The 16,245-nt window shown below is 61.7% G+C and carries 20 protein-coding genes; 6 read left to right on the top strand and 14 right to left on the bottom strand.

Translation table 11 applies throughout. From position 1 onward, the window contains the following. Positions 1–156 precede the first annotated feature (156 nt). Positions 157–1,962 carry an ABC transporter ATP-binding protein gene (locus AC3CCE_RS20350; RefSeq protein WP_023681544.1) on the top strand — a complete coding sequence of 602 codons (1,806 nt, stop codon included), beginning with the start codon at positions 157–159 and terminating at the stop codon, positions 1,960–1,962. Positions 1,963–2,005: 43 nt separating this feature from the next. On the opposite strand, the gene AC3CCE_RS20345 is transcribed toward AC3CCE_RS20350, so the two are convergent. The 7 genes from AC3CCE_RS20345 to AC3CCE_RS20315 form a co-directional block, all read right to left on the bottom strand. Then, entirely contained in the window at positions 2,006–2,419 is a 414-nt protein-coding gene (locus AC3CCE_RS20345; RefSeq protein ID WP_023681543.1) for a GFA family protein, read from the bottom strand. A gap of 26 nt (positions 2,420–2,445) precedes the next feature. Continuing rightward, positions 2,446–2,910, bottom strand: coding sequence for an SRPBCC family protein (locus tag AC3CCE_RS20340; protein ID WP_023681542.1), 465 nt, complete (start codon positions 2,908–2,910; stop codon positions 2,446–2,448). Next, positions 2,907–3,227, bottom strand: coding sequence for an ArsR/SmtB family transcription factor (locus AC3CCE_RS20335; protein ID WP_023681541.1), 321 nt, complete (start codon positions 3,225–3,227; stop codon positions 2,907–2,909). Before AC3CCE_RS20335 ends, AC3CCE_RS20340 begins: the two co-directional genes overlap by 4 nt. Before the next feature lie 185 nt (positions 3,228–3,412). Next, complete coding sequence (locus AC3CCE_RS20330) at positions 3,413–3,910, bottom strand: NUDIX hydrolase (protein WP_352625754.1); 498 nt, start codon at positions 3,908–3,910, stop codon at positions 3,413–3,415. Positions 3,911–4,118: 208 nt separating this feature from the next. Beyond that, positions 4,119–4,619, bottom strand: a complete 501-nt coding sequence (gene gpt / locus AC3CCE_RS20325; protein ID WP_023667540.1) for a xanthine phosphoribosyltransferase — start codon at positions 4,617–4,619, stop codon at positions 4,119–4,121. 87 nt (positions 4,620–4,706) lie between these two features. Next, positions 4,707–5,540 carry a universal stress protein gene (locus tag AC3CCE_RS20320; RefSeq protein WP_023735339.1) on the bottom strand — a complete coding sequence of 278 codons (834 nt, stop codon included), beginning with the start codon at positions 5,538–5,540 and terminating at the stop codon, positions 4,707–4,709. A gap of 98 nt (positions 5,541–5,638) precedes the next feature. Next, on the bottom strand, positions 5,639–6,379 hold the full coding sequence (locus AC3CCE_RS20315) for a competence/damage-inducible protein A (RefSeq protein ID WP_023681539.1): 741 nt from the start codon (positions 6,377–6,379) through the stop codon (positions 5,639–5,641). A gap of 175 nt (positions 6,380–6,554) precedes the next feature. Between AC3CCE_RS20315 and AC3CCE_RS20310 the strand changes: the two genes are divergently transcribed. Together AC3CCE_RS20310 and AC3CCE_RS20305 are read left to right on the top strand one after the other, a co-directional pair. Beyond that, entirely contained in the window at positions 6,555–7,556 is a 1,002-nt protein-coding gene (locus tag AC3CCE_RS20310; RefSeq protein ID WP_352511606.1) for an alpha/beta fold hydrolase, read from the top strand. Positions 7,557–7,620: 64 nt separating this feature from the next. Then, entirely contained in the window at positions 7,621–7,893 is a 273-nt protein-coding gene (locus AC3CCE_RS20305; RefSeq protein WP_023667536.1) for a hypothetical protein, read from the top strand. A gap of 115 nt (positions 7,894–8,008) precedes the next feature. Here the strand turns inward: AC3CCE_RS20305 and AC3CCE_RS20300 are convergent, their stop codons facing one another. From AC3CCE_RS20300 to AC3CCE_RS20285, 4 genes are all read right to left on the bottom strand, one after another. Then, a complete protein-coding gene (locus AC3CCE_RS20300; protein ID WP_023667535.1) occupies positions 8,009–8,248 on the bottom strand; it encodes a DUF2188 domain-containing protein in 240 nt (79 codons plus the stop codon). Positions 8,249–8,307: 59 nt separating this feature from the next. Next, a complete protein-coding gene (locus tag AC3CCE_RS20295) occupies positions 8,308–8,586 on the bottom strand; it encodes a DUF982 domain-containing protein (protein ID WP_488377214.1) in 279 nt (92 codons plus the stop codon). Positions 8,587–8,670: 84 nt separating this feature from the next. After that, positions 8,671–8,985: an SH3 domain-containing protein gene (locus AC3CCE_RS20290; protein ID WP_023691186.1), complete on the bottom strand. Its 315-nt coding sequence runs from the start codon at positions 8,983–8,985 to the stop codon at positions 8,671–8,673. A gap of 124 nt (positions 8,986–9,109) precedes the next feature. After that, a complete protein-coding gene (locus tag AC3CCE_RS20285) occupies positions 9,110–10,207 on the bottom strand; it encodes an NADH:flavin oxidoreductase/NADH oxidase (protein ID WP_352625758.1) in 1,098 nt (365 codons plus the stop codon). Between the two features lie 143 nt (positions 10,208–10,350). On the opposite strand from AC3CCE_RS20285, the gene AC3CCE_RS20280 reads away from it, so the two are divergent. Both AC3CCE_RS20280 and AC3CCE_RS20275 read left to right on the top strand, forming a co-directional pair. Continuing rightward, on the top strand, positions 10,351–10,929 hold the full coding sequence (locus AC3CCE_RS20280; RefSeq protein ID WP_352625760.1) for an NUDIX domain-containing protein: 579 nt from the start codon (positions 10,351–10,353) through the stop codon (positions 10,927–10,929). An 89-nt stretch (positions 10,930–11,018) separates the two neighbouring features. Continuing rightward, complete coding sequence (locus AC3CCE_RS20275; RefSeq protein WP_352625762.1) at positions 11,019–11,990, top strand: ATP-grasp fold amidoligase family protein; 972 nt, start codon at positions 11,019–11,021, stop codon at positions 11,988–11,990. Positions 11,991–13,276: 1,286 nt separating this feature from the next. Here AC3CCE_RS20275 and AC3CCE_RS20270 read toward each other — a convergent pair. Continuing rightward, on the bottom strand, positions 13,277–13,498 hold the full coding sequence (locus tag AC3CCE_RS20270; RefSeq protein ID WP_023681532.1) for a hypothetical protein: 222 nt from the start codon (positions 13,496–13,498) through the stop codon (positions 13,277–13,279). Positions 13,499–13,584: 86 nt separating this feature from the next. On the opposite strand from AC3CCE_RS20270, the gene AC3CCE_RS20265 reads away from it, so the two are divergent. Then, the gene (locus tag AC3CCE_RS20265) at positions 13,585–14,448 is read left to right on the top strand and encodes an ATP-dependent DNA ligase (protein WP_352625764.1); all 864 of its coding nucleotides are present in this window, start codon (positions 13,585–13,587) and stop codon (positions 14,446–14,448) included. Here the strand turns inward: AC3CCE_RS20265 and AC3CCE_RS20260 are convergent. Both AC3CCE_RS20260 and AC3CCE_RS20255 read right to left on the bottom strand, forming a co-directional pair. Further along, positions 14,445–14,693: a hypothetical protein gene (locus AC3CCE_RS20260; RefSeq protein ID WP_023691191.1), complete on the bottom strand. Its 249-nt coding sequence runs from the start codon at positions 14,691–14,693 to the stop codon at positions 14,445–14,447. The two genes, AC3CCE_RS20265 and AC3CCE_RS20260, sit on opposite strands and share 4 nt — an antisense overlap. 948 nt (positions 14,694–15,641) lie before the next feature. Continuing rightward, positions 15,642–15,833, bottom strand: coding sequence for a hypothetical protein (locus AC3CCE_RS20255; protein ID WP_023667524.1), 192 nt, complete (start codon positions 15,831–15,833; stop codon positions 15,642–15,644). Positions 15,834–16,245: the final 412 nt, after the last annotated feature.

Here is a 16,245-nt window from a genome sequence, read left to right as displayed (position 1 = left end):
TCGAGTACAGGCTTCTGCCGTTGCCGGTCGCCACCCGACAACCCGGGGCGCGCCGCCACCCATGCCGAACCTCCGCAGCCCCGGGCGAATTGCCCAGCGCGGTTTTCAATTTTCAGACCTTACCGGGACCGGGCAGATTTGCGCCCGGATGACATCATGGCTCGTTTTCGAATCGATCTGCGTGCAAGCGCCTTTCGCAGCGTTCTTGGCTTCACGCTCAGCCACTGGCGGCGCCAGCCGTGGCGGCTTTCGCTGATCATGGGCAGCTTCCTGCTGTCGACCATAGCGGACGTGTTGACGCCGCTCTATTCCGGCCGGCTGGTCGACGCCGTCGCCAGCAGTGCGTTGGCTGACGATGTCGCGTGGAATGCGGCAATGGCGGCGTTCTTCGCGCTCATCGCTTTGGCGATGACCGGCGTGGTGCTGCGCAACCTGGCTTTCATGGGCATTGTCGAGCTGACGCTGAAGATGATGGCCGACATCGCCGCCGACGCGTTCCATCGCGTGCAACGCTTCTCAACCGACTGGCACGCCAATAGCTTTGCCGGATCGACGGTGCGCAAGGTCACGCGCGGCATGTGGGCTCTCGACCTGCTCAATGACACCATCCTGATTGCGTTGTTGCCGTCGGTCGCCATGCTGGTCGGCTCGACGTTGCTGCTCGGCTGGTTCTGGCCACTGATGGGGCTGGTCGTGGCAGTCGGCTCGCTGCTGTTCATCACGGTGACGGCGCTGCTGTCGCTCGGCTATGTCGCGCCCGCGGCACGGCTCGCCAACAGCTGGGATACGCGGCTTGGCGGCTCGCTTGCCGATGCGGTGAGCTGCAATGCCGTGGTCAAGGGTTTCGGTGCCGAGACGCGCGAGGAGACGCGTCTTGCCAAGGTCGTCGCCAAATGGCGCGCGCGGACCAGCCGCACCTGGGTGCGCGGCACCATCAACGGCACGACGCAAGGCGCCATGTTGCTGGTGCTGCGGACGGCAGTAATCGGCCTGTCGCTGATGCTGTGGGCCTGGGGCCAGGCAAGTGCGGGCGATGTCGCCTTCGTGCTGACCTCGTTCTTCGTGCTGCAGGGCTACCTCAGGGACATCGGCACGCATATCCGCAATTTGCAGCGTTCGGTCAACGACATGGAGGAACTGGTCGATTTCCAGTCGCAACCGCTCGGCATCGAGGACCGGCCCGGCGCCAAGCCGATCCGGATCACGCATGGCCACATCGCCTTCGATAACGTCACCTTCCACTATGGCAGCCATCGCCTGCCGCTCTACCGCGACTTTTCGGTGGAGATAGCGGCGGGCGAGCGGGTCGGACTGGTCGGTCATTCCGGCTCGGGCAAGACGACCTTCGTGAAGCTGATCCAGCGTCTCTATGATGTCAGCGGCGGCAGGATCCTTATCGATGGCCAAGACATCTCGCAGGTTGCACAGGCGTCGCTGCGCGCGCAGATTGCCATCGTCCAGCAGGAGCCCATCCTGTTCCACCGCTCGCTGGCGGAAAACATCGCCTATGCCCGACCGGACGCCACGCAGGCCGAGATCGAGCATGCCGCCAAGCTCGCCAGCGCGCACGACTTCATCACCGGCCTGCCGAAGGGCTACGGCACGCTGGTCGGTGAACGGGGCGTGAAACTGTCGGGCGGCGAGCGCCAGCGGGTGGCGATCGCGCGCGCCTTCCTGGCGGATGCGCGCATCCTGATCCTGGACGAGGCGACATCGAGCCTCGATTCGGAATCGGAAGTGCTGATCCAGCAGGCGATGGAGCGGCTGATGGTTGGCCGCACGACGCTGGTCATCGCGCACCGTCTGTCGACGGTGCGGGCGCTGGACAGGCTGCTCGTGTTCGACCGTGGCAAGATCGTCGAGGAAGGCTCGCATGACGAGCTGATCCGGCTGAAGGGCGGCATCTACCGCCGCCTGTTCGAGCGGCAGGCGCTGGAACTGACCAAGGGCCTGGTGATCTGAGCTGAACGCAGAGCCCTATCCGAGGGATAGGGCTCTGCTTGGTTCATCCAGGCATTCGCTCGAATGGCTGAAGCGCTGGGTCGATCGTGTCCCAGACGTGGCCGCGCACGGTGTAGGTGACCGCCTGCGGGTCGAACTGGCCCGGATCGTCGAGGCTCGTGGCCTGGATCGCCGTCACCTCCGGCATGGCGACGAACGTTACGTAGACCGGCGTGCCGCAGGTCGGGCAAAAGGCCTGGGCTTTTTCATTGCCGCTGTCGGCGATCATCCGCCATGTGCTCGGCTCGCCGGTGATCTTTACGTCAGCGCGCCGGCCGAAGGTCACATAGGAACAATGGCCAGTACCGCTGCGCTTCTGGCAATCGAGGCATTGGCAGTGGTTCTGAAAGATCGGCTCGCCGCTGGCCTCATAGCGGATCGCGCCGCAGGCGCAGCCGCCGGTATAGTGCCTGGTCATTGTCGTTCTCCCGCTGTCAGATTGCTTCAGGCCGATTTCGGCTTGGCGAACAGGTCGATGCCTGTGCCGGTTTCGAGGAAGGATTTCATGCTGGACAGCACGGCCGGCCAGCCCTGGCTGATGCCCTTGGCCATGCCGCTGCCGGCTTCGAGCTCGTCATGGCTGACGGTCAGCTTGACCATGGTGTCGTATTCCTCGATGGCGAACGTCACCCGGCTGTGCTTGGTGGGATCGTCGGCCTGCGAGGCGTTGGCCCAGCTCATGACCAGGCGGGTCGGCGGCGAGATTTCGACGACCTTGCCAACGAGTTCGACGGTCCGTTCGTCATTGGCGCGGATGTGTTCCCATTTCGAGCCGGGCTTCCAGTCGGAGACGTTTTCGTGGCCCCAGTAGCGCTTGGCGATATCGGGCCTGGTGATGGCTTCGAACACCTTTTGTGGCGTCGATCTGATGTAGGTCACGTAGACAAAACTGGTGGTTTCCCGGGTCATTGGTCGTCTCCTTCGAGTTCTTGTTTCAGGTCGTGCAGCAGGCTCAGCCGCTGCCGTTCGAATTTTCGCACCCACCGCTCGTAGACTTCGTGCAGCGGCACGGGGTTGATGAAATGCAGCTTCTCGCGGCCACGCTTGACCGTGCTGATCAGATTGGCCGCTTCCAGCAGATCGATGTGCTGCGTGGCGGATTGCCTCGCCATGTCGAGATTTTCGCAAAGCTCGCCGAGCGTCTGGCCGTTCTTCTCACACAGAAGATCGAGCAGCATTCTGCGGGTCGGGTCGCCCAGCGCTTTGAAAACCTTGTCGGCGTCCATCGGTCTCACTCATCTTGAAGACACAATATGCAGGTAAATGCCTGCATGTCAAGCTGTGGCTAAGCTTGGCCTGAAGGGGAGGGATTTATAGTGTCGGATTGCTGGCGCGCGGAGCGAAGCACCGAGCCCGGAATCGGGGCAAGAACCGGTGCGGGCGCGCAGGACTATGCAGCGGTGGCTGTGAGCTAGGCTCTAACGACGAACTTGTCGGGATCGGCGCAGAAATGGGCGATGATCTGGCAGAGGTCCGGCTCGTTGACCATGCGTACGGCCTCGGCCCCATTGACCCATTTGCGGGTGCGCGCGCGCTTTTCCTTCCAGCGGTCGGCAACGTGCTCGACCTGCAGCGGAAACACCAGCACTTCGCAAGGGACTTCCTCGCCGGACGCGAGGGCCTTGGCGTAGAAGTAACGACCGGCCTCGAAAATTGAAATCTTGCCACGCAATCCGGCTTCCTCGCCCGCCTCGCGCGCCGCTGCCTCGCAGAGCGGCTCCCTGGCCTCGGGCCAGCCCTTCGGCAGCACCCAACGCCCGGTGTCTCGGCTGGTGATCAGCATGATCTCGACGCCGTCTTCGTTATTGCGCCATGGCAAAGCGGCAACCTGCAGGCGACAAGGCGAAGTGCCGAAGAGCTTGCGGACCCTTTCAGCCAGATGGTCGTGTGTCGCCGGTGTCGTCAGCATCAGTGAAAGCTACCCCAGCCCTCAGAATCGTTAGCCGCCGTATGAATCTTACCGACAAGTGTAAGTCTTAAAAGTAAAAAACCTCACACCGACCCGTCAAACTCCGCCAACAGCTGTCGATTCGACAGAATATTGTCCCTTCCAGTGCCTGTTTTCATAGCAAACGGGGCGGGTTTGGCCGTCTGGGCAGAAATGGGGCTGGCGCGAATCAGCCTGCGTGATCGTCGGCGATCGGCTTCTGGTAGGTAAAACCCATGTCCCAGGGAAAGTAGATCCAGGTGTCCTGACTGACTTCGGTGATAAAGGTGTCGACCAGCGGCCTGCCTTTCGGCTTGGCGTAGACGGTGGCGAAATGCGCCTTGGGCATCATGGCGCGCACGATGCCTGCCGTCTTGCCGGTGTCGGTGAGGTCGTCGATGATCAGCACGCCCGCGCCATCATCGGCGAGCAGCGCCGGGGTGATCTCCTTCAGCACCTGCAACTGCCCCTGGCTGGTGTAGTCGTGATAAGAGGCGACGCAGACCGTCTCGATGACGCGTATTCCGAGTTCGCGCGAGATGATGGCGGCGGGAACCAGGCCGCCACGGGTGATGCAGACGATGGCCTTCCACTGTCCCTTGTTGGCGCCGGCAAGCCGCCAGGCGAGCGCCCGGGCATCGCGGTGGAACTGGTCCCAGGAGACCGGAAAGGCTTTTTCGGGAAGGGACATTCTGCACTCCGCGCGCACCATTGTGGAATGCGCGCGGAATTAACTGGAAAGTCAGGGCATTGGCAAGGGCGGGGCCAGTCTGTGGAGTTACCGCGACAAAAAGGCCGCAACCGGCACGCTGCGCAACACGGTGCGCGTGACGCCGCCGAACAAAAGCTGACGCAGCCAGGAATGGCTGTAGGCGCCGAGCACCAGAAGGTCGGCTCCGGTCTCGGCGATCCGGGTCTGGATGACGTCATCGACCGAAGCATTACCCGATTTTTGCACCGACACGCTGACCGTTGCGCCATGCCTGGAGAGTGCCGCGGCGATCTCGGCGCCGGCGGCTTCCGGGTTGTCATCCAGCGTATCCGGCGGATCGATGACCAGAATGTCGGTTTTCTCGGCCTCGATGATGAAGGGCAGCGCGTCGAAGGCGGCACGCGCCGCCTCCTTGCTGCCGTTCCAGGCCAGCAGCACATGTTTGAATGTGGTGACCAACGGCCCCTCATGCGGCACCACCAGCACCGGCCGGCCGGCATCGTAAACCAGCGTGTCGACATCGGCGCTCTGGTCGCCTCCGGTCTCGCGCTGCGCGGCAATAATCAGATCGGCGGCGCGCACGCTGGAAATACCCGTCAGCGCGCTGTCGCCGGAAAAGCTCTCGAGGCTGCGCCATTCGAAGGAAAGGCCGGAATTCTCGATCTGCCGAACGAAAAGCGCCTGCAATTTCTCGGCGCGCTCGCGGTTCATGTCGGCGGAGACCTGCAGGAACTCGGTGTCGGGGAAGCCGGTTGCCGAGGTGTAGGGAACGGGCAGCGCTTCGGCATGGATGCCGATGAGATGGCTCTCGAACCGGTCGGCAAGCGGGATGGCGCAGTCGAGCACGCGTTCGGCGTCCTGTTCGTTCTGCAATATGGCGACGATGGTCTTGAAGCGCATGCGAAATCCCTCAAATCTGCCGGCGCGTGCTGCGCCCGAGGGAAAACGTGGGAGTGCGGTGCTTGGTTCCGGCCCGGCGATGGGCCGCGAACCCAGGGTCAATTGGCGGCGGTGAAGCCGGCCACCATCGCCTCGACGTCCTTGCGTGCCGAATCCAGCGCCTCCTGGCTGCGGGCGCGGACGACCAGCTCCGTCCAGAACTTGCCGTCGCCATATTTCGGATACGAGCCGATGATGGTGTCGGGATGCGCCTTCTGGATATCGCCCAGGGGACCACCGATCAGGCCTTCGCCGAACGGGCAATGGACGGTGGCCGACAGCATCTTGGTGCCGGCCTTCAGCGTCGGCACGACATTGTCGAGCATGGCCTGGAAAATCGCCGGCACGCCGGCCATGACATGGACGTTGCCGATGCGAAAGCCGGGCGCGACGGAGACCGGATTGTCGATATGGTCGGCGCCGCGCGGCATGCGCGCCATGCGCTTGCGGGCCTCGGTGTATTCGATGCCGCGCGCGGCATAGCTCTCGCCCAGCATGGCATAGGCCTTGGCGTCGTATTCGCACGGCACCCCAAAAGCCTTGGAAACGGAATCGGCGGTGATGTCGTCATGCGTCGGGCCGATGCCACCGGTGGTAAAGACATAGGTGTAGCGGGCGCGTACGGCATTCACCGCAGCGACAATCTCGTCCTCCTCGTCGGGAACGATGCGCACTTCCTTCAGGTCGATGCCGATGGCCGTCATGATGTCGGCGAGGTGGCCGATATTTTTATCCTTGGTGCGGCCGGACAGAATCTCGTCGCCGATGACAAGCATGGCGGCAGTGACGATTTCAGGCATGGAAGGCTCCGGCAAACAGGCCCGTTGGCAGACAAGGTCGCCTGAGGCAGAAAGAAGGTCGCCTGAGATAGCGCGCCATCGAACTGGCGGCAATGCCGACACAAGCCGCCATCTGCCTTGCCGAGCGTTCGTCAGTGGGTGATGGTGCGCGCCGGTCCGCTTCCCGGGTGAAAACATGCTGGTATCGATTCTGCTTTGGCTTGTCGCCGGCCTGTCCGTGCTGGCTCTCGTCATCGTGGCCTGTCTGGTGGCCGCTACGCTCTGGATTGCCGCCAAGGCCGAAAGGCTGGTGCCGGCCAGCGGAAACTTCGTCGAGATCGACGGCAGCCGCATCCATTATGTCGAAACGGGCGAGGGACGGCCGATCCTGTTCGTGCACGGACTTGGCGCCCAGCTTCATCAGTTCCAGCACACGCTGTTCAACCGCTTCGGCCCCGGTTGCCGGCTGATCGCGCTCGACCAGCCGGGATCGGGCTATTCGGTGCGGGCCAAAGGAGCCACCGGCCGCTTGCCTGAGCAGGCCGAGATCATAGGGCGCTTCATCGAAACGCTCGCGCTGGAAAGGCCGCTTGTGGTCGGGCATTCCCTGGGCGGCGCCGTCGCGCTGACCCTGGCCGTGGAACATCCCGGCGCGATTTCCGGCATCGCTTTGCTGGCGCCGCTGACGCATCTGGAAGCCGGCGTCCGCGAGAAAGCGGGCCTGCTCTATATCCGTTCGCGGCTTTGGCGCTGGATCATGGCCTACACCGTCGCGATACCGACAAGCCTCAGATATGCGCGGCAGACACTGGAGTTCATCTTCTCGCCCCAGGCCGTTCCCGCCGACTACATGATCGATGGCGGCGGATGGCTCGGGCTAAGGCCAAGCCATTTCCATGCGACCTCCACCGATTTCGTAGCGGTCGAACAGGATCTTGGCCGCATCGAAGAGCGCTATGGAGAGATCGCCATGCCGGCCGGGATTTTCTTCGGGACAGCCGATCGCGTCATCGCCATGCGCATACATGGGGAGCCGATGAAGGACAGGATCGAAGGCCTCGATTTCGAGGCGGTCGAAGGCCTCGGCCACATGCCGCAATTCGTCGAGCCGGACCGCGTCATCGCCTTCATCAAGCGCATTGCCGAGCGGGCATTCGCCGGCCAAGACCTCACCACAGCCTCACAACAATTTCACTGAACCATTCGGCTGATATCCGGTTTACCCCGTGTCGCACCCAAGGCGGCGGATACGGAGTAATTCAATGTACAGGAAAGTTTTTGCAGCATCCGTGCTGACGATCGGTCTTGCCACATCGGCGATGGCGCAGTCATCGGACGGCACGTATTCCAACCATCACAGCTGGTGGCCGTTCGGGAACGAGCAGTCATCGACCGTCGACCAGAGCACCACCGGCAGCATCAATGCCGACGGCAGCCAAGGCTATGGCGGCGCTACGGGGCCGTGCGCCTCCGACCCGTCAGGACCCTATGGAAATGTGAGGCCCAACGTGAACGATCAATATTGCGGCAAGTGATCAAGCCGCGGCTTCGACTAACCGGCAGGATGTACCGCCTGTTTGTTTTGACGCAATTCCCGACGGATTGCTTAGGCGAGCATCCAGGCCGGCAGCGAAAGCTGAGGGGCAAAGATCAGTCGGAAACTTCGGTCTGCGGCCGGTCGCGGCCGTCGGCCAGTTCGTCGTGCCACTTGCCTTCGGCATCCTCATATTGGATGCCGTCCGTGGCGCCGGCGATCTGCTGTTCGGCCGAGGCGATCTCGGCGGCGCGCAGCGCATCCTGGTGGGTCGGGAATGTCTCCGAGAATGTCGAACCGACCTTGTAGGCCCAGCCCCCGTCGTGCTCGACGATCTTGTAAGTCAGCTTCGCCATGAAATCCTCCGGTTCGTCCGTCCGCTCAATGCGGCCCGTTTTTCAATGCCATCTGCGCTTCAATGCAATTTGGCGTCTGGCAGCCGGTCTTCGGGAACCAGCACTTCCAATTCCTTGGCCGCTTCGATCAAAGCCCTGCGTGCATCGGCCGTCGAACGATAACCTTCCAGCACTTTGAGGCAAGTGTCGAGAGCATCACGATGGCGCGGGCCGCGATTGAGCGGCCACACCGTCATCAGACACTCTGCCGCTTCCTGGGTGCTGCGGATCTGGCGATATTTGCCGACATGGCCGAGTTCGACCACGACCGGGGTTTCAAAAGGTTTGTTATCCATGATGGCCGCAACGCAAAGCAGCCAATATGGTTGCAAAAATGGCCGTCAGCCTGCGCCCAAACGTCTCACCAACCGCAATCGTTGGTCTCAGTAACCGCAGTCGTTGCGCAGCCAGTGGGCGTTGGCCCAGCCGGTCCGTCCGCCGATTTCGACCTGGTACCAGTTGCCCCGGCGGTCGAAAATCTCGGTGTGGTCGCCGTTGAACAATTGCCCGATCATGCGCGACGACGAGTTCGGCCGTGCGCGCACGGCGAGAAACCCGCTGCCGGTATCCAGATCGTAGTGCCTGGACAGGCCGTGCACCGTGCCTTCGCAATATTGCGCGCCGACCGGAGACGACGCGGCGAACGACAGTGCGACCACCAGAGCGGCGGCTGCCGGATAGATTGCCCTTGATGCCATGGACTTTGCTCCCAACCCGGCCGCCAAGGCGGCCTACCCCCAGGGAATATTGCGGGCGGATTAAAGCGAAGCTGCGGCATCTGTCCAGCAGATGCTTTTTGGCGCATCCGTCGGCACTGCCTGTTCAGCCCCTCATCCAATGCTGCATCGTCGTCACCGAGCGGGCAAGCTGCGGCGCGGGATGGATTTTTTCGCTGAAGGTGGCGGCGGCGCGCCAGCCCCAGCGCGGATCGGCGAGGAAGGCGCGGGCCAGCGCCACCATGTCGGCGCGGCCGTCGGCGACGATCGCCTCTGCCTGCGAGGGATCGTCGATCAGGCCGACAGCCCGTGTCGGGATGCCGGCGCCCTTGCGCACCGCTTCGGCCAGATGCACCTGATAGCCGGCGCCGGTCGGCAGCTTCTGCAACGGCGAATTGCCGCCGCTCGAACAGCAGATATAGGCAACATTAAGCGCCTTCAAGGCTTTGGCCACCTCGATCGCCTCGTCGACCTCGAAGCCGCCATCGACCCAGTCCTTCACCGACAGGCGGGCGCCAAGCATCAGGTTTGGAACTGCCTTCCTCACCGATTTGGCGATCTCGATGAGGAAACGCATGCGGTTTTCCAGCGAGCCGCCCCAGCGGTCGGTGCGCTGGTTGGAAAGCGGCGACAGGAACTGGAAGATCAGATAGCCGTGCGCGGCGTGCAGCTCGAGGAAGTCGAAGCCGGCGCGCTCGGCCCGCCTCGCGGCTTGAGTGAAGCGCTCGACAAGCTGCAGGATTTCATCTTCCTCCAGCGCATGCGGCACATTCCAGCCGGTGTCATAGGCGATGGCCGAGGCTGAGACGGTCTGCCAGGGATCCTCGCCCGGCTGCAATGGGCCGCCGCCCTCCCAGGGCTTTCGGTTGGATGCCTTGCGGCCGGCATGGGCAAGCTGAATACCGAATTTCGTTTCCGGCGCGGCGACGCGCCTTGCTGCATCCAGCGTGCGCCGGGCGGCCGCCTCGTTGTCGTCGGAATAGAGGCCGAGGCAGCCATGGGTGATGCGGCCGCGCCGTTCGACGTCGGTCATCTCGACGGTGACCATGCCGGCGCCCGACATCGCCAGGTTCATCCAGTGATAGAGATGCCAGTCGCTGGCCGAGCCGTCTTCGGCGGAATACTGGCACATCGGCGCCACCGCGATACGATTCGGAAAGGTCAGGCCATCGAGGGCGATCGGCTGGAAAAGCGCTGCGGTCATCAAAAAACTCCGGAGAGGGACTGCAGCTATTTAGGCGATGGCAGTTGCCGGCACCAGACACGAGGCGGTGAAAGCTTCGCCGTTTCGGTTGCGCGCAAAACCGTTCGCGGTTACGCCATGGCGCCGACAGCTTGGAGCTCATCATGGAAGATCGTATCCGCATCCGCTCGGAGGAAGTCCTGTCCGACGACTGGGCGGTTCTGAAGAAGACCGTCCTCGATTATCGCCGGCGCGACGGGCAGTGGGAGACGCAGATTCGCCAGACCTACGACCGTGGCGACGGCGCGGTGATCCTGCCTTTCGATCCCGAGCGTCAGACGGTGCTTCTGGTGCGGCAGTTCCGCTACCCCGCCTACGTCACCGGCCACCGCGAACCGCTGATCGAGGCCTGCGCCGGCCTGCTCGACAAAAACGATCCCGAAACCGCCATCCTCAAGGAGGCCGAGGAAGAGCTCGGCTATCGCTTACAGAACATCGAGCGGCTGTTTTCCCCCTATATGAGCCCAGGCAGCGTCACCGAACGGCTGTGGTTCTTTGTGGCGCGCTATTCACCCGCCGACCGCATCTCGGCCGGCGGCGGCGCGGCCGACGAGGGCGAGGACATCGAGGTTCTGGAAATGCCTCTTGATGAAGCGCTGGCCGGCATTTCAGACGGCTGCATCATCGACGCCAAGACGATCATCCTGATCCAGCATTTGAAACTGTACCCGATGAAGGGCTAGCTCGGCGAAGCTCGACGTGCCTCACTGCTGCGGGCAGGGTGGCACGTCCACTTCGCGGATGAAGTTGCGCAGGTTGCAAGGACACCGGAATGGCGCGTGGCGCAAAGGCATGGCTGAAGCGAAACAGCGCGCGGGCATCTCTCCTGTTGCTGAACGCCGCGCTGCTTGTCCGCTACCGCCGGTTGACCCAGCGTTTCCTTGAGCGGATGCGGCATCTGCCGAATTTTGCAGCCCCGGTGACGTTCACGGAAAAGATCCACTGGCGCAAGATTTTCGATGACGATCCTCGCTTTACCGGTCTTCTCGACAAGCTCAAGTCCAAGGAAATCGTCAGGGAGCGGCTTCCCGGGCTCGCCATCCCTGAGGTGCTGTGGCAGGGCGACGATCCGCGCCAGATCCCCTTCGATGACCTAAAAATCCCCTACGCCGTCAAATGCAACCACGGTTGCGCCATGAATGTCATCGTTCGCGATCCGGCCAACGCCGACCGGGAGGTGATCATTGCCGAGATGACGGAATACCTTGGCCAAACCTATGGCGCCCGGAAGCTGGAGCGCAGCTATGCGCACATAGAGCGGCGGGTTTTCGTCGAAGCACTTGTGGGCAAGGACCAGGGCTATGACCCGGTCGACTACAAATTCTGTGTGCTGGCTGGCCGCGTCGCCTACATCGTCGTCGTCGCCTTCCGTTCCACGGTCAAGAATACCGCCCACCTGGATCGCGATTGGCGCCCGCTGAACATTGCCCAGGGCGCGATCGACTCGAGCCTGGAAATTCCCCCTCCCAAGAGCCTGGCGCGGATGATCGAGGCAGCCGAGGCGCTCGGCAGCGAGTTCGACATGGTGCGTGTCGATTTCTACGAGGAGGAGGGGGAGCCGATCTTCGGAGAATTCACGGTCTACCCACGCAGCGGCTTGCTGCAATTCGACCCGGCTGCCTTCGACCGCGAACTGGGCGCGCATTGGGATATTGGCGCGTCAGCTTACCTCAGTCGTTTGCCCAGCCGATTTGCCCGGCGATATAAGGCAACGCTGGTCGCCGCCGGCTATCTCGACGTTTGACGGCTACTGGGTGGCCTGCCACCCCGAAGCTCGAAGAGCGAAGGATGGTGCGGAGAACCCATACGATTAGAGATCGAGGGAAACTGATAGCTCAGCAGGTCAATAGCCGTGATTTCGAAGTGCTGCCTCAACTGAGCCGTAGCGGTCAATTTGCCCTGCTGGGATCAATCTTCGTGAGCCGCTGCCTGGTCTCGACCACGCGCCTTTGCGCAGATCGGATTCGGCAACACAAAGGCGAGATTCATAGCGACGCCGCAGTCTTCATGGAGCAAGTTTTCAGCGCGCTTCCTGCTGCGACTCGGCCGATTACCGCTAAGGTTACCGGCAAGCTCTCCCACGTCCGGACTGGGTCGAGATCATTTGAAGAACTCTTTCAGCTTGTTGAGTCGACTGTCGCCAGAGGCCCTCCGGTCTTCAGGACTCGGCGCCTCGCCGATCGTATCCTGCTGGATAAAGCGAGGTTCTCAGCCACCATTTTCTCGCTGAGTACCAGCGCGAACTCGGTCTGTTTGATGCGCTGCTGAGCATCAGCGAGTTGCATCGTGAAAAGATCGGTTGCCATTGTTGATCCGGGATCCGCGAGATTCATGATTGCGTAACACATGGCGGCCGAAATCGTTCCTAGTTGTCGGGCGAAACCGGTGCCGCAAAGGGCGGCTGAGTTTGAACTTCCCACCCGACCAGACGTCCGCGAGCGCCAAGGCATCGAGAGCCCAGTGATCGGAGGGCCACTACGAGCGGGCGCAACCCGACCACTTAAGTGATCAGCCTCGCTACAGCCTTGACAGGTACAGTCGCGGCCTCATCAAGGGGAGGTATCAATGGTCTCGGCGATTGGAAACCAACATCGGCAGGCAGCTGAAACTCGACCGAAACCCGCAAAGACAGAACCGGGCGAAGGATTTGCGCCAGGCAAAAGCGCAGACAGCGTAGGACATCGCGCCAAGGCAATGGCGGCGGAAAGTGGCGACACGGATTCTGGCGCCCAGGGGCGCGCCGCATCGACAATCGCCAGGATGGATATCACCGTTTTGGCTCCACAGAGCGAAGAGCCGCCTTTGGAGTAGCCCGGGCGGCCGTGCCGCTGCCTCGGTCCTTTTGCAGCACAACGCGCGCTGGCTACGCTCGGTGGACATCGTCGTCTCGAAACACTTCGGGCGTTGCACTGCCGCGAGCCGCCTTCGCTGCTGGTCGAGGGGCTGTAACCCTTGGTGAGGCCGGCATCGCCTCGCCGGTCGTTGCGAGCCCACGATCGCGCGGCCAAGCGACCTTCCCTGTGTCGGTCTCTATTTGATACTAGGGGACGGCGGTTTCATCACGGGCAATTGCAGCTGGTCAATGGTTGCGACGATGCCGGCGGCAATGGCTTCCGCCTCATGGATCAGTTCCGGACCATAGAGCCCATTGACCATCTCTTCGCTCGGCAGCACGCCAGGAGGACAGTGCTCTTCCATTGTGCGCCGGATGAGCGTCAGCGCTGCCCGGCATTGGTCGGCTTCGATCTTCATAGCCCTTCAAACATCCAATTCGTCTAAAATGTTCCGGAACTAATTTAGCAATTGCTAATTGAAGTCGCAGTTCTGAGAGTCAGTGCATGCGTCTGAAATTCATCAAGCCTATGGAACCCGAACTGGTCGACACGCCGCCGATGGGCGATGATTGGATTCATGAGATCAAATTCGATGGCTACCGCACCCAGGTCATCAAGGATGATGACGGGATTCGGCTGATCACCAAGAACGGTTATGATTGGACGGGCCGCTACATCCAACTTGCCGGTGAGGCGGAAGCGATCGAGGCGAAAGACTTCATCATCGACGGCGAGACCATTACGATCAATGAGGCTGGCCTATCCGACTTCCATGCGCATCAATCAGCCGCGACCAGCCGCAAGCCTTCGCGCGATCTGTATCTGCTAGCATTCGACCTCTTGCACCTGAACGGGCATGACTTGCGGAACACGCCGGTGGAAGACCGTCGCGAGATCCTCCGGGCGTTGATCCCGGACGGCGGTCGAATCCAGTTCAGCGAAGCGATGCCGGGCACTGGCGACGTCGTCTTTCACCTGGTCGACCAGGCTGGGCTTGAAGGTATCGTTTCAAAGCGGAAGGGCAGCAAGTATCGGTCGGGTCCGACGACGAACTGGCGCAAGATCAAGTGCTATGCCGAAAAGGAGATGGACATCGTCGGCGTGCTGCGCGAGCCCGGCAAGCCTGCCATGGTGCTGATGGCCGACAAAGGCCACTATGCCGGCGGCGCCTACGTCACCTTCAAGGCGGACAAGCGCCAGCGCCTATGGGACTGCGTGCAAGGCAAGATTGGCGGGCCGGCGCCGAAAGGGCTCAAAAGTGACAAGGCCGAATGGCTAAAGCCGGGCCTGGTCGGCCGCGTGCGGTTCCTGAAGGGCGAGGAGAAGCTTCGCCATGCCAAGCTGCTGGATTTCCGGGAGGAGACTTAGCCCGGAGGCTTGTCCCGGGGCTGTGCCGGTCCTGTCCCGTTCCACTGGATGAACTTCGCCTTCTGGCCGGTGATGGTCTCGATCGACTTCAACAGGGGTCCATGGACCTTACGTAGAGCTTGGTAGTGCTCGCCGTGGTAGGCCAGGAGCGGCCCGACGATGCTCTTGTGCAGCGCTTCGGCTGCCGCCAGGAAGCGCTCGATTTCAGCCCGGGAAAGTTGTTCCGAAGGTTTGGTTCTGGCCATTGGCGCTCTCCATTGAGGGGTCGCCGCAACGAGGACTATAATCCTACATGCCGGACTGCCTGACAAGAGGGCTCGCCGGCCTTACCCCGCAGGTAGCAGTAGGGCGACGGCGCCAAGCGCAGCCATCAGGAGCAACCACCAGCAAAGATGAGCAACGGCAGGCCCGGCGACCTCCTTTGGCACACGGGACAAACAAGAAGGTCGCCGAGCCTTACCGGCGCTGCTTTGTGAGGGAGACGACGCCGGATGAGATGAGAGTATGCGATCGTGCTAATCTCTGCGAACCATGCGAACGAAGGAAAGCCTTGTGGCACCGACGTTGAGATCAAGGTCGGCGGGGCGCTGATCGCTGCGGCAGGATTCTTCCAAAGCAGTAGTGAGTCCAGAGCGGAACATTAGCGTCGGCTAACGGTTAATTCGGCAGTGTTCCGACCGTGATTGGTACAGCGATGGTGACGTTTCATCTTGTCTATTTTTCCGGCCTCACGGCAGACCAGCTGCTAGGCAGCGCCGTTCCTATCCTGGCGTGTTTGCTGCTTTATAACGCTCTGGCTACGGACGCCTAACTGATGGGTCGGCCAGCGGCCCGGCATCCTTGGCAGCCGGCGATTGCCATCCCGATGCCAACTCCTATGACGAGGCCAAAGACAAGCTTGCCGACGAAATCAATGGCGAGGGCCGGACAGGACGCCACACGTCCAGGCAGGGCTCTCTGACGGCATTGGCGATGGCCCGTTGGCAATTCGGGGGTCCATTGTTCCCATTTCTGTTTGTCCCAAAACTGCCCGCTGCCTCACGGTGGCGAGCTTTTTCGTCATAGGGCCCTCCGCGCTGGGCAATCTGTTCCAAGAGCTTCTGTGACGCCTCTATGACGCGGCAAACCTTGGAAAAGGTTTCCGTGGCAGGACCGGGGTACGATTCTAACCAACTAGGGCTGTATATAGGCCACTAGCGCCCGACGATCCGGCTAATCATGTCGTCATCAGGTGCGCTGTCGGTGAATTCCCGTAGGAGCGCCTTCGCGTGGTCTACCCAATGCTCTTCAGCCAGGTTCAGCTCCCGAACGGATCTCCTGAAGGTCTCGCACACCACATCGAAATCGAAGGCGTCAATGCTGTAGCCTTCCTCGTCATGGTCCATCGGCCGCCTCCCCAATGGGGGAAACTGTACGGAATCGTACGAAGCAAGTGCAAGGGCATTCAAAAGCAATTGGCTGATGCCGCCCGATCGTTCCACAATGTGTTGCTAATATGCAGCACCGACTGAATCTCCGATCAGCGGCACTTGTGGTTGGTTCCAACAGCTGCACGTTGACGGCAAGATGCCAAAGCCAACGACATGCGGGCGACGAAGATGGACAAGCGACAAAACACAAGAAATGTTGAGTTGGTCGGTCTTCTGGCCGTGCCGTTGTCAGTTCTAATCACGCTGCTGATAGCTGGAATGATCCTTTGCTGAAATTTTCTAGTGGCAAAAGGCTGGGGCGGCGGGTTTTCCCCCTTTGAAAGAAGTCACAATGTCCCAATCCGTCGAACCCCCGATATTGCCAGAG

The organism is Mesorhizobium sp. P160187, assembly GCF_057766425.1.
The sequence above is the reverse complement of the archived record's forward strand: the minus strand, read 5'-3'. Positions and strand labels throughout refer to the sequence as shown.